At 46.4% G+C, this 13,884-nt stretch carries 13 protein-coding genes; all 13 read left to right on the top strand.

Annotation, left to right across the window (positions count from 1 at the left end; all coding sequences use genetic code 11):
* Positions 1-7 precede the first annotated feature (7 nt).
* The 13 genes from M1D71_RS25190 (at position 8) to M1D71_RS25130 (ending at position 13,866) form a co-directional block, all read left to right on the top strand.
* Positions 8-1,978, top strand: a complete 1,971-nt coding sequence (locus M1D71_RS25190; RefSeq protein WP_458124140.1) for a cbb3-type cytochrome c oxidase subunit I — start codon at positions 8-10, stop codon at positions 1,976-1,978.
* Positions 1,979-2,599, top strand: a complete 621-nt coding sequence (gene cyoC / locus M1D71_RS25185; protein WP_036606911.1) for a cytochrome o ubiquinol oxidase subunit III — start codon at positions 1,979-1,981, stop codon at positions 2,597-2,599. It abuts the gene before it with no gap.
* Positions 2,600-2,929, top strand: coding sequence for a cytochrome o ubiquinol oxidase subunit IV (cyoD, locus tag M1D71_RS25180; protein WP_036606914.1), 330 nt, complete (start codon positions 2,600-2,602; stop codon positions 2,927-2,929).
* A gap of 225 nt (positions 2,930-3,154) precedes the next feature.
* On the top strand, positions 3,155-4,138 hold the full coding sequence (locus M1D71_RS25175; protein WP_458124139.1) for a zinc-dependent alcohol dehydrogenase family protein: 984 nt from the start codon (positions 3,155-3,157) through the stop codon (positions 4,136-4,138).
* A gap of 71 nt (positions 4,139-4,209) precedes the next feature.
* On the top strand, positions 4,210-4,782 hold the full coding sequence (locus tag M1D71_RS25170; protein WP_458124138.1) for a biotin transporter BioY: 573 nt from the start codon (positions 4,210-4,212) through the stop codon (positions 4,780-4,782).
* A gap of 77 nt (positions 4,783-4,859) precedes the next feature.
* Positions 4,860-5,669, top strand: a complete 810-nt coding sequence (locus M1D71_RS25165) for an energy-coupling factor transporter ATPase (protein ID WP_458124137.1) — start codon at positions 4,860-4,862, stop codon at positions 5,667-5,669.
* Positions 5,654-6,517: an energy-coupling factor transporter ATPase gene (locus tag M1D71_RS25160; RefSeq protein WP_458124136.1), complete on the top strand. Its 864-nt coding sequence runs from the start codon at positions 5,654-5,656 to the stop codon at positions 6,515-6,517. The genes M1D71_RS25165 and M1D71_RS25160 overlap by 16 nt, the downstream gene beginning before the upstream one ends.
* A 2-nt stretch (positions 6,518-6,519) precedes the next feature.
* Positions 6,520-7,323, top strand: a complete 804-nt coding sequence (locus M1D71_RS25155; RefSeq protein ID WP_458124135.1) for an energy-coupling factor transporter transmembrane component T family protein — start codon at positions 6,520-6,522, stop codon at positions 7,321-7,323.
* A gap of 83 nt (positions 7,324-7,406) precedes the next feature.
* A complete protein-coding gene (locus M1D71_RS25150) occupies positions 7,407-9,071 on the top strand; it encodes an adenine deaminase C-terminal domain-containing protein (RefSeq protein ID WP_458124134.1) in 1,665 nt (554 codons plus the stop codon).
* Complete coding sequence (locus M1D71_RS25145) at positions 9,068-10,573, top strand: AMP-binding protein (protein WP_458124133.1); 1,506 nt, start codon at positions 9,068-9,070, stop codon at positions 10,571-10,573. Before M1D71_RS25150 ends, M1D71_RS25145 begins: the two co-directional genes overlap by 4 nt.
* Positions 10,570-11,748: a thiolase family protein gene (locus M1D71_RS25140; protein WP_458124132.1), complete on the top strand. Its 1,179-nt coding sequence runs from the start codon at positions 10,570-10,572 to the stop codon at positions 11,746-11,748. Before M1D71_RS25145 ends, M1D71_RS25140 begins: the two co-directional genes overlap by 4 nt.
* Positions 11,749-11,761: 13 nt before the next feature.
* Positions 11,762-12,643, top strand: coding sequence for an SDR family NAD(P)-dependent oxidoreductase (locus M1D71_RS25135; protein WP_458124131.1), 882 nt, complete (start codon positions 11,762-11,764; stop codon positions 12,641-12,643).
* A gap of 14 nt (positions 12,644-12,657) precedes the next feature.
* Positions 12,658-13,866 (top strand): glycosyltransferase, encoded by a 1,209-nt coding sequence (locus M1D71_RS25130; RefSeq protein ID WP_458124130.1) that lies wholly within the window; start codon positions 12,658-12,660, stop codon positions 13,864-13,866.
* The last annotated feature ends 18 nt before the right edge of the window (positions 13,867-13,884 follow it).

The raw sequence follows: 13,884 nt of genomic DNA, 5'->3' as shown, positions 1-13,884 counted from the left end.
GCCCCCAATGTTAGAGGGACTTAAAGAGTTTGCATCGGAGTTTTTCGTAACCGGTGATCCGCTCATTTATGGTGCGATGGTAGCTATCGGAATCACCATGATTACTATTGTAGCGGTGCTAACTTATTTCAAAAAATGGGGCTGGCTCTGGCGTAACTGGTTAACGACTGTCGATCACAAAAAGATCGGTATCATGTATATCATCGCTTCCATTATCATGTTGTTCCGTGGTGGTGTGGATGCGCTAATGATGCGCCTTCAGCTGGCTATGCCTAACAATGAATTTCTAAATCCTGAACACTATAATCAGGTCTTCACAACTCACGGCACGATCATGATCCTGTTCATGGCGATGCCATTTATGTTTGGTCTATTTAACGTTATCGTACCACTACAGATCGGAGCAAGAGACGTTGCGTTCCCGTTCCTGAATGCACTCAGCTTCTGGCTGTTCTTCTTGGGCGCAATGCTGTTTAACCTGTCCTTCGTTATCGGTGGTTCACCGGATGCGGGATGGCTGAGTTATCCGCCTTTATCGGAGCTGTCACACAGTCCGGGGGTAGGACAGAACTTCTATATATGGGGTATACAGATCTCAGGTATCGGTTCCCTGGCCACCGGTATCAACTTCCTGGTTACCATCATTAAAATGCGTGCGCCAGGCATGAAATGGATGAAAATGCCGATGTTCACATGGTCGGTGTTCTCCACTTGTATCATGATCTTGTTTGCATTCCCAATCCTGACGGTAACACTTGCGTTGCTCTTCCTGGATCGATTTGCCGGTGCGCATTTCTTCACGCTTGATTTGGGCGGTAACCCGATGATGTATATCAACTTGATCTGGATGTGGGGTCACCCTGAGGTATATATTGTTGTTGTACCAGCATTTGGTATATTCTCCGAGATTGTAAGTACGTTCTCGAAGAAAAAATTGTTTGGTTACAAATCGATGGTATTCGCGATGTTGATCATTAGCTTCTTGTCCTTCTTCACATGGGCGCATCACTTCTTCACGATGGGTTCGGGAGCGGACGTTAATGCATTCTTCGCTATTACAACGATGTTAATCGCGATTCCGACAGGGGTTAAGATCTTTAACTGGTTATTTACAATGTTCCGTGGACGCATCAGGTTTGATACACCAATGCTCTGGACTGCAGCTTTTATTCCATGTTTTATTGTAGGTGGAATGACGGGTGTAATGTTGTCCGTTGCACCTGCTGACTTCCAGTTCCACAACAGTTACTTCCTGATTGCCCACTTCCACCAAGTATTGATCGGTGGTGTCGTATTCGGATACTTCGCGGGTCTGTACTACTGGTGGCCAAAAATGTTCGGTTTCCAACTTGAAGAGAAACTGGGCAAATGGGCTTTCTGGACTTGGAATATTGGTTTCTATGTCTGCTTCATGCCGCAGTACGCTGTCGGTTTGATGGGTATGACACGTCGTCTGAGCACCTACGGCTGGGATACCGGCTGGTGGGAACTGAACTTTGTATCCACAATCGGGGCATTCCTGATGGGTGTCGGATTCCTGTTCCAGGTTGCACAAATTGCAGACGGTATTCGCAAATACAAAACGCTCAAAGCATCCGGCGATCCATGGGATGGTCGTACACTCGAGTGGTCGATTCCTTCACCAGCTCCTGAGTACAACTTCGCCATTACACCGCGCGGAGATGATATTGATGAGTGGTGGGAAGAGAAAGAACGTCGTGCCAAAGGCATCTATCCACCAGAACAGCCGCTTGAGCCGATTCATATGCCTAAGAACTCCGCAATTCCATTTATCATGTCCGTCTTCTGGTTCATCGCCGGTTTCGGCTTTGTCTTCGGATGGTTGTGGATGGCAATCCTCGGACTCGCTGGCGTAGGGATCTGCATGATCGCGCGTTCATTCTCATACGATACGGATTACTATATTCCGGTCGACGAAATTAAGCGTACCGAAGCGTCGTTAAGGGGGTCGGTATAGATGGCTCAAGCAGCCGCTAAGCACGGTGAGAATCATGCACATGGTCACGACCATGGACATCATGATCCACAGGAAATGAAAATTCTCGGATTCTGGTTCTTCCTGATTTCCGACGTTATCCTGTTCTCCGTATTGTTCGCAACCTTCATTGTGTTGCGTGACAATACGGCGGGCGGACCAATTTTGTCTGAATTGATCAAAATGCCTGGTGTTATTGCCGAAACATTTATCTTGCTCACAAGTTCATTCACGAGCGGACTAGCCGTATTGGCGATGAATCAAGGCAAAGTAAAACAATTAATCAGTTGGCTGGCCGTTACAGCTGTTCTGGGTGCAAGCTTTATCGCACTGGAAGTATATGAGTTTATTGAGTTGATTCACGAAGGGTTTAGCTTTACAACGAGTGCTGCTTCTGGCGCATTCTTCACCCTTGTGGGAACTCACGGACTTCACGTATCGCTCGGTCTGATCTGGATGATTGGACTTATGTTACAATTGAAAAAACGTGGTATTACCGATGTTACTCGCGGTAAAATCAACGTAATCAGCTTGTACTGGCACTTCTTGGACGTCGTATGGATTTTCCTCCTGTCGATCGTCTATCTCATGGGGGTGATGTAGATGTCAGAGCACAACTCACATGATTCCCACGGTCATGAGCAACATGGTTCACTGAAGTCTTATGTCATCGGCTTCATCCTGTCCGTCGTTCTGACAATCATTCCACTTGTGGTGGTTCTCAATGATATGATGGAAAGAACAGGAACACTCATTGTTGTTCTTGGCACAGCGGCACTGCAGTTTGTGGTTCAACTCTTCTTCTTCATGCATATTCGTGAAACAGAGAAACCACGCTGGAATGTTATGGCTCTTATCTTCGGTTTGCTGATCATGATGACTATCGTGATTGGTTCGATCTGGATTATGCTTAACAACGCTGTTGCACATTAATTCATATGATGAAAGAGCTTCACGACCTTGGAATTCAAGGTTGTGGGGCTCTTTTTTTTTCTAAGCAGAAGTTATCGCATAATTTAATGAAAAAAAAGTTGGATTATATCATAATAAATCGTTGATGAAATAATTTACCAGTGGTACTATTGTTATACATTCTGTAAATATACTCAATATTTTAGTTAGAGTTATTTTAGCAAAATTATTTTAGGAGATGTACCAATGAAAGCTAGGGTAATCCGTTATTATCGTTTTGGCGAACCAAGTGAAGTGTTATGTATGGAAGAAAAAGAAGTGATACCCCCTGGCCCCGGTGAATTAGCAGTGAGGATGTATGCTCGGCCTATTAATCCCTCCGATATTATTCCTGTTCGAGGAGCTTACCCGCATCGTACCCAATTACCAGCTGTTCCCGGGTTTGAGGGTGTGGGGATAGTAGAAGCAGTAGGGCCGGGAGTATCCAATCAAATGTTGGGGCGCCGTGTCCTGCCTTTGAAAGGCGAGAATACGTGGCAGGACGTCGTGAAGACCTTGGAGCGACATACGATTATTGTGCCGAATGATATCGATGATCAATCAGCCAGTCAGCTCTATATTAATCCGGTTACGGCTTGGTTGATCTGTACTGAGGTGCTTAAGCTTACGTACGGTGATACCCTGATTGTGAATGCAGGGGGATCTGCAATCGGACGAATCTTTGCACAGATCTCAAAAATCAATGGATTTAAATTGATTGCGCTTACGAGAAATGATCGTCATACTGCTGAACTTTATCGTCTTGGAGCAGTTTCTGTTATCAATGCGACGAAAGAGTTGCTACAGGATAGAATCTCGGAATTAACAGAGGGGTGCGGTGCTGATGCAGCCGTGGATTGTATTGGAGGGACAGATGGGGAACAGTTGGTCAGTTGTCTGAAGCCAGATGGTACGGTCATCAGTGTAGGACTGCTTTCGGGGATCACACCGTTATGGCATGAAGTAACCCGGGGAACACAAGTTCATGTGAAACTTTTCTGGTTAAAGCATTGGGTGGAACGCTGTTCGCAAGAACGCTGGGAACAGGTATTTCATGAGGTGATGGAGCTGGTCAGAGCAGGGAGGCTTGTCATGGCAAACATTGGAGCGACGTATGAACTAACGAATGTGCAACAGGCTATCGAAGCGGCTGAATCGGGTATCGAGGGGAAGGTTCTCTTATTACAGTAGTACATAAGACATAGAAAAACTCAACATAAAGAATGCGTAATTAACAACTAATTCATATTGGGGGCCTTGTTGTGAAGATTAAAGATATGATGTTTACTGCGATTATGGCAGCCGTTATTGCAGTACTTGGACTATTACCTCCGATTCCACTACCATTTATACCTGTGCCAATTACAGTCCAAACGCTGGGCGTGATGCTGGCAGGCAGTATCCTTGGTGCCCGATTGGGAGGGGTAAGTCTCTTGCTCTTTGTTGTTCTGATCGGTTTAGGAGCTCCATTGTTGTCCGGTGGCAGAGGGGGCTTGGGCGTTCTGGTTGGACCTACAGGCGGGTATGTTCTTAGTTATCCGATTGCTGCTTTTGTGATTGGGTTGCTGGTTCAACGGACATCCGTCGCAGGCATTAAATTTTGGAACTTTCTACTTAGCAACATCGTGGGCGGAATCCTTGTTGTGTATGCAGTGGGTATTCCATTCCTGTCCTTTATAACGGATGTACCTATTACAAAGGCTATCATAGGCAACCTTGTTTTCATTCCAGGTGACCTGCTCAAAGCGGTGCTTGCTTCACTTATTGCTGTTAGAATTCTCAAGGTAAGTCCTACAATGATCCAGGATACGAAAAGGCAAACTCCGGGGGTCTAACATTATGATATTCAGAGACTGCACATTCCTAAGCACTTCTGTACAAGTAAATCGCGCCAAGTGATGGAGGTACTACAGTGATTCATTTTTCCAATGTAACGTTTGGTTATGCAAACCGAGCAACAATGTTAAACGATATTAACCTTCATATTCGTTCTGGTGAATACGTGGCGTTTGCTGGAAGGAATGGAGCAGGGAAATCCACCATAGCTAGGTTGATGAACGGGTTACTCCTTCCAACCACAGGCCAAGTAACTTTTAATGATTATGTGACATCCAATGAAAATGATTTAAGTATCATTCGTCAGAGAATCGGAATGATTTTCCAAAATCCAGAGAATCAAATTGTGGCATCTACAGTGTTTGAAGATATCGCCTTCGGCCTGCAAAACGTTTGTGTCCCTACAGAAGATATCGAGCGTCATGTAACAGAGGCATTGAGGCAAGTGGGGATGCTGGATTATTATAATTCCGATGTATATTCGTTATCAGGAGGGCAAAAACAGCGTATCGCTATTGCTGGAGTTCTCGCTATGGGACCAGAAGTTATTGTTTTTGATGAATCTACCTCAATGCTCGACCCGGAAGGCAAAGATCAGATTGCACTGCTGATGGGAGAGTTGCATAAACAAGGAATTACGATTGTAACGATTACGCATGACTTAGAGGAGATTGCAGCATCATCGAGGGTTATTGTACTTGATCAGGGTGACATTTGTTATGATGGATCGCCCGAAGCCTTGTTTCAAGGCGAATACTGGCGTTTTCCCGGGGTAAAGGCTCCTTTTGTCGTCGAGGCAAGAGAGGCATTGAACCGGAAGGGGCTACACTCTTCTTCGGCACTCACTCTGGAAGATTTGGTGGATGATTTATGCATATTACACTAAAAGAAGTGGACTTCTCATATCATGTTGGAACACCATTGGAGAACAACGTATTGAGCAACATTACACTCACCATGAGCGATAATCGTATTTTTGCTGTTGTGGGAAAAACGGGATCAGGCAAGTCAACTTTTGTACAGCTGCTCAATGGGCTTCTGCAACCTACAAATGGAACAGTTGATATAGGGGATTTTCGAATGACAACCGATCGAAAGAAAACGCACGTTCTCTACGATAAAGTAGGTATTGTATTCCAATTTCCTGAGCATCAATTATTCGAGGATACGGTATTAAAAGACATTTCTTTTGGTCCCAAGAACTTGGGCTGGTCGGCCGAAAAAGTTCGTAGTACATGCTTGGATGCATTACACATGGTAGGTCTGGACGAATCTTTCTGCAATAGATCACCGTTTGAATTAAGTGGCGGAGAGAAGCGGAGAGTGGCAATCGCAAGTGTGTTAGCGATGAACCCGGAGGTGCTTATTCTCGACGAGCCAACCGTAGGGTTGGATTCGGAAGGGAAAGAGCAGCTGATGGAACTCTTTCGTTCCTGGCAGCAGGAACAGGGGAGTACGATCATTATGGTGACGCACGATATGGAGACTGTTGCCGAGTATGCCGAAGAAGTGATTATATTTGAACGTGGTCAAGTACATAGACATACGACTCCGCTCCAATTGTTCACTGAATATCAAGATGAGTTGAAAGATATGGGATTGAAGCTACCTAAAGCGATCCAGCTCGTGGAAGCCATAAATGTAAAATTGAACGTTGAATTGCAGTTGGAGTCGGTAAAGAAAGAATGGATTTTGTCATATATTGCTGATTTTTTTCAGAGGAAGGAATTGTAGTTATGTCCTTATCTCAATCCTTTATCATTGGTCAGTATGTCCACAGAAATTCAATCATTCACCGGCTTGATCCAAGAGCTAAGCTCGTCATCGCGTTCCTGTTCATGTTATCTGTCATGTTGTTGAACTCATGGCTTTCATACGCATTGTCTGCGGTGTTTGTGGCGTGTGTAGTCACTATATCGCAAATACCACCCTCCTATATTGTTAGAGGACTGAAACCAGTTTGGCTAATAGTCATTGTCACATCTGTGTTTCACATATTTTTGACGCAAGGGGGGCAGTTATGGCTTAAAGCGGGAGTGTTTTCGATCTACGAGGAAGGTGTCATTAAAGCAGGTAATATAGCCATTCGCATCATTCTTCTTCTCGTCATCGCTTCATTGTTGACGCTTACGACAAAGCTGGGTGATCTCGCACAGGCTATTGAAGATCTGTTGAAGCCTGCCAAGCGGCTGGGTGTTCCTTCACAGGAATTTGCGTTGATGATCTCGTGGACGATCCGCTTTATTCCAATCCTGTTGAATGAAACCGACAACGTGATGAAGGCACAGCGGGCAAGAGGTGTTCGTTTTAATTCCGGTAATATCGTTCGTCGTCTGCGAAGTTTTATCCCAATTGTAGTACCTATCCTTCTGTTAGCGTTCCAGAAAGCCGAAAGCGCTTCACTGGCCGTCGAGGCACGCGGATATAGCCCAGGCATGAATCGAACGCAACTGAGAACGTTAGCTTTCAAAAAGCTCGACTATCAAGTGCTGATCATATCCATTTTTTGTTTCGCACTTTTGTTGGCATTACGAAAGTGAGGTAATCTATGAGAATTTACCCGACAAATCTACATGAATATCACAGACTCATTTCAGTATCTAAAGGTGATCAGCCTGCGACAATGTGGTTTAGACAGGCATCTTACTTGAACGTATACACGGGGGAAGTTGAACAAGCGAATATCTATCTGTCCGGAAGTCGTATTGCCTACGTTGGAGCGAAGGAACTGCCCACTTCAGACCAGACCCAGGTCGTTGAATTGGAGAAAGGTCATGTTGTTGTTCCAGGATATATTGAACCTCATGCACACCCATGCCAAATGTACAATCCTTATACTTGGGGAGAAGCTCTGTTACAAAAGGGTACGGTCTTGTCCATTAATGATAATCTGTCTTTGTTAACGTTTCTAGGAACTGAAGCTTTGTCATTCATTGAGAAGCTGGAGGAGACAAGTCACCATATGTTCCTATGGTGGTGTAACATTGACCGTCCTGATCTAGCTGATCCAATGACTATGGAAAAGTGGCTGCAACATAACCTTGTGATACAGAGCGGGGAACTGACCGAATGGCCTAAACTGCTGGCGAACGACGAAGTATTGGTAGAGCAACTTTATCTTACGAAGGCTCATCATGGGATGAGAGCGGAAGGACATTTGCCTGGCGTATCTTATGAAAAAATAAGTACCATGGCTGCAGCGGGCATCACAGCTGATCACGAAGCTCTTCATGCCGAAGATGTACTTAGACGATTAAAAGCGGGGCTATACGCCTCTCTTCGATACTCATCTATTCGTCCTGATTTGCCACACCTCCTTAAAGGGATGAAAGGTGATTCCCGGTTCAATATGAACCGAATGATGCTTACCAGCGATGGCCCGTCACCGAACTATGTGGAGAAGACGAGCTGTTCCAGCATGATCAAGATCTGTATGGAAACGGGAATATCTGTAGCGGATGCCTATCGTCTTGCTACCTTAAATCCGGCAGTATATTACGGTCTGGATGAAGACTTAGGCGGGATTGCACCAGGCAGACTGGCTTGTTTGAACGTCCTAGCCTCCATAAATGAACCTGAGCCACTGGATGTCCTGCAACGAGGTAAGTGGATGGTCCATAATCAAAGGCGAGTAGTAGAGTCAGATGAATCAGGGATACGCACTTGGCTGCGCTCCGCTTTTCCGTCTCGTCGAACGATCGTTAACCTGAGGCTGGACCAGATGGAAACTCAAACCGACACCGGTATTGAACTGGTGAACGATGTCATCACCCAATCGTACCATTTTGATCCCCGAGCGGAATTGGGAACGGATGAGAACTGGATGACATTGCTGGATGTTAACGGAAGTTGGGTGATCAACACCCGAATCAAAGGTTTTGCGTGTGGGGTCAAGGCATTAGCAAGTACGTACAACGCTTCGAACGATACACTTTTGCTTGGGCGATCTCTGTCTGCCATGCGCGAAGCGTCTCAGGAGTTGGAACTTCGCGGGGAAGGTATATTAGTATATTTCGTGGATGGGGAGCAACTGTACATTCCACTTCCTCTCAGTGGAGCTATGAGCTTGGAGAGCGTAGCATCAATCGGCGCTAGTGTGGGTCAGTTCAATGAGAAAATGCGTGTCCACGGTTACCGATTTGGTGATCCTCTGTATTCCCTTTTATTTCTGACAGCTTCACATTTGCCGCATATTCGTGTATCGGACAAAGGGTTGTATCTAGTTAAAACAGGTGAGATAGTGCACCCGGCTACCCCCTTGGTTAATACAGTAAGGAAGGTGAAATGATGTTACTGGCTGATGCGATACGCATACATGCTTCTCAGAATCCAGAGAAAACTGCCATCTTTGATGATGCCCGGCAGATTTCGTACGCCGAGCTATACCATGGAATAAAGCTGGCAGCAAATACAATTCTCGCTACTCAGGAAGATTTCGAAGCCGATGAACTTCCTCTTGTCGGCCTGCTGATGAACAATAGTGCCGCGATGATCGAATACTTCCTTGCAGCCACCAAAATTGGAATGTGTGCTGCTGTATTTGATCCCAAGTGGAGCGATGCAAATCTAACAGAGGTTATTAACGAATGTGAACCTCGTGTGCTTGTCATAGATGTGGAGTTCAAAGCCAGAATACCTCATATTCCATCGTCAACAAGGGTGATTACTGTGGATACAGGTGAACCTCGTTCTCTCAAAAGGGAAGAAGCCGAACCACAGCGTTCCTCAACTGAAGATAGCCTGTTCTATATGGGATATACTTCTGGGACGACCGGACGACCGAAAGGCTATCTCCGTTCTCAGCGTTCATGGATCGAAAGCTTTGCATATGCGCGTGAAACATTCGTGCATGATGCAGGAGACCATGTATTGGCGCCGGGTTCTTTGGTCTATTCACTTACGTTATATGCGTGCATTCAAACTTTGTATATTGGCGGGACGTTCCATCTGACAAGCAAATTCCGAGCGGAATACGTATTGGAGACGTTAGAAACACATGCGGTTACACATCTTTATCTTGTACCTACGATGTTTGAAGCACTCTACAAAGCGTTCATGGCTTCTGATTCAGTTACTGCGCTGCCATCCGTCAGATCTCTCATTACGTCAGGTGATAAATGGTCGCCAGAATCAAAACGGAAGGTGACAGAGGTATTTGAAAATGCAGGCTTGTATGAATTTTATGGTGCATCCGAGCTAAGCTTTGTCACAGTACTTGATCCGGAAGGGAATCGGTATAAACCTGATTCAATCGGTAAACCGTTTGCCGGTGTGCAGGTTTCCATTCGTGAAGCGGATAATACGGAAGCAACCGAAGGTACAGTAGGACAATTGTTTGTGAAGAGCCCGATGATCTTTGCCGGATATTATGGTTCCGAGGAAGAGACTAGCCAAGTTGTACATGGTGAATGGGCAACCGTCGGAGACCTTGCTACACGAGATTCCGAAGGTTATTTATATCTGGTTGGTCGAAAGAAAAACATGATTATTAGTGGAGGGCTTAATATATATCCGGAGGAAATCGAGAAGCTGTTATTAACATTGGATGGTATCGAGGAGGTCATCGTTGTAGGTGTATCCGATGTATACTGGGGGCAAAAGGTGACCGCACTTATCAAGCTCAAAATGGGTAGCGAGGTTAGTAATGATGAGATTGTATCATTGTGCAGTCGTGAGCTTGCTACCTACAAGTGTCCAAAGGAAATTATACGTGTGGATGCCTTCCCCTATACAACGAGTGGAAAGATTTCGCGAACAAAACTGAACGAGTTTCTGAAAATAAAGATATGAACAATATGTTGGTTCCTGTTATTCTCTCCGCGAAGCGAACTGCAATCGGCAAATACGGGGGGATGTTTAAGGAGACACCGCCGGAGATACTGGCTGCAGAAGTCATTCAGGCCATTTTAAGCGAAATTCCCATCCCTCCCGGTGACATTGATGATGTTCTATTGGGGAATGCAGTAGGCGGGGGAGGCAACATCGCCAGGTTATCCGCGTTACAAGCCAAACTCCCAGTAGAGGTCCCTGGCGTGACGATTGATCGTCAATGCGGATCTGGTCTTGAAGCCATTCATTTAGCAGCGAGGCTGATTCAATCAGGTGCCGGGGAAGCATATCTGGCTGGTGGTGTCGAAAGCACAAGTCGTGCACCCTGGAGATTGGAGAAACCCTTGTCTCTGTACGGGAGTGCAGTACCTCAAGTCATCACTCGCACAAGATTCTCTCCGGAATGGATCGGAGATCCGGATATGGGGAAGGCGGCTAACAACGTTGCTAAGAAGTACGGTGTGACTCGAATGGACCAGGACGAATATGCGCTTTCCAGTCATAGGAAAGCGATTGCTTCAATGCAAAGCGGACGTTTCGACAATGAAATCGTTCCGTTGTCTATCCCGGAGGGCAAGCAACTTAGAATCACTCATACAGACGAATGTCCTCGGACGAATACAACACTGGCGAAGCTTGCAGCATTGCCACCTGTTTTCGAACCGGATGGTACAGTGACGGCTGGTAATGCATGTCCATTGAATGATGGTGCCGCTATCGTTTTAATCATGTCAATGGGAAAAGCATTATCGTTAGGACTTACACCCTTAATGAAATTTATCGACAGTGTGGCAGTGGGGGTTGACCCGAACTACTTGGGTATCGGTCCGGTTCCTGCCGTTACCAAGTTGCTCAGCCAAAATCGCTTGGCAATGGAAGACATTGATCTTGTGGAATTCAACGAAGCGTTCGCTTCACAAGTTCTGGCCTCTTTAAGAGAACTGCATATTCCAACTCACATTGTCAATGTGGGAGGCGGGGCACTGGCGCTTGGACACCCGTTCGGTGCATCGGGAGCTATCCTGGTTACACGCCTATTCAACGAGATGAGGCACATAAAGGAGGCTCGGGGAATCACAACACTGGGTATTGGTGGCGGGATCGGGCTTGCATCATTGTGGGAGAAGTGCGAATAGGAGGAAACAGCCTTTGTTGTTAGAGGGACAGGTAGCAGTTATTACGGGTTCCAGCCGCGGAATTGGGCGTGCAACCGCAATACGTATGGCACAAGAAGGAGCCAAGGTAGTTGTCAACGGTGTACAAGAAGGTGGGGTATGGGACGTTGTTCAGTTGATTCGGGATCAGGGTGGGACCGCCATCGGGGTCGTTGAATCAGTTGCAACCATGGTCGGTGGGGAACGCATTATATCGGAGGGGCTTCGCGAGTTCGGCAAGATTGACATCCTGGTGAACAACGCCGGAGTTGTTCACGATAAGATGGCCCATAAAATGAGTGAAACCGAGTGGGATCTTGTATTGAATTCGCATCTTAAGGGAGCCTTTGCTTGCATCCGGTCCGCTCTGCCGGGCATGAGGGAACGAAGGGAAGGCAGCATTATTAATATGATCTCTGTTGCGGGCTTGACCGGAATGATTGGGCAATTAAATTACAGTGCTGCCAAGGCCGGATTGATAGGCATGACGTGGACACTTTCGCTGGAACTTGAATCTTATGGCATTAATGTGAATGCCGTTGCTCCTGCAGCGCGTACTGACATGATAATGCCCTATATCGAACGCGCCAAACAGACCGCCGAGATGAAAGGTGAGTCGTTTCCCGAGTACTGGAAAGTAGGTTCACCGGAAGATGTGGCCGAATTGATGCTTTCCTTATGTCTGCCGCGTAGCCGTAGGGTTACCGGTCAGATTTTCTCTGTTAATGGCGGAAAGATCGGTGTGTGGTCCGCTCCAGAGCACCGTATAGCAACCTCCCAATCCAGTAGGGAGAACGGTTGGGAAGCAGGCGAACTTTTTGAGCAAGTGTTGTCAGCCTACGTGAATGTAGAACTATTTCCGAAATATACGAATTAATGGAGGAAATTTTGTTGAAGAAAAAACGCATTTTTATTGGGATGATGGCCGGGATGGGGAGAGTGAATCGTTGTCTTCCCATAGCACTAAAGTTACGAGAGATGGGACATGAGGTGGCGTTTACAATCTGGGGAAATGCCGGGGTTGCGATGGAACAGATGGGTTTTACCTATATTCCGATTCCAGTTATTCCTGCTCCCAAGGGACAAGCATTCCACCCAAACTTCAAGGATATGAATCACTTTTTGTCCATGATGGGGTACGCCGATCCTGATTACATGCGAGATGAGCTTGAAGCTCGTCTGCGGGTAACCATCGGTTTTAAACCGGATCTTGTTATTTCCGATTCGAGTGTCCCCGCGGCGTTCATTGCCTGTAAGCTGGACATTCCTCTCGTTTCTATGAATCAGTCCAGCACACTTCCAGGTGGTCTTCCTTTTACAACGAATTATGGATCATATGGAGATATACCAGATGTCACGAATGTGTTGAACGGAGCATTGGTTGAGTATGGTCTGCCTGAAACGGACAACATTCTTACATTTTTGGCGGGTGACCTTGCCCTTCTTCCAAGCATACCGGATTTTGATCCGGTACAGCTCGGGAAGCTGCCCGTTCCAATTGAATATATCGGTCCCGTTGTATGGAGAGATGCGAATGAGACAGGATTGCCTGCGAACTGGTTGATGAAATCAGACAACGACAGGCGGCCTCGTGTATTTGTGTACACAAGTCGTCTCGTGGAATGGGGTGTGGAGAGTGGTGGTCATATTTTCAGGGAAGCCGTTAGAGCACTCGGTAACACTTCGACGGAGCTTTTGATTGCTACTGGTTTTAATCCATTGGAGGGGGACAGCGTGGATGTTCCCCCTAATGTACACTTCACCTCATATGTATCGGGAGTTATGGCAGCCAAGCATAGCGATGTCATGATTCACCATGGCGGACATGGAAGTTGCATGACGACGATCTTAACAGGCACGCCGTCGTTGGTCATTCCGACCTGGGCAGAACGTGAGTTTAACGCCAAGCAGTTACAGGACGTTGGCGGTGGCAGAGTAATGTCCCCAGATGAGGTTACGGGATCTGCTCTAGCTGAGACCGTTAACGCGATGATGACTAATGGAGACATGGATAAGGCTGTGGCGCTGAAGGAAAACGTCTGTGCTTCGCAGTACGGAGGAGCCGAGCGTGCAGTTGAACTCATTCGTCGGTTGTTGTAAAGAGGGGGCAAGGTTCTA

It is taken from the genome of Paenibacillus sp. Z3-2 (genome assembly GCF_054161325.1).
Note: the sequence above shows the minus strand (reverse complement) of the source record. Positions and strands in the feature narration are given on the sequence as shown.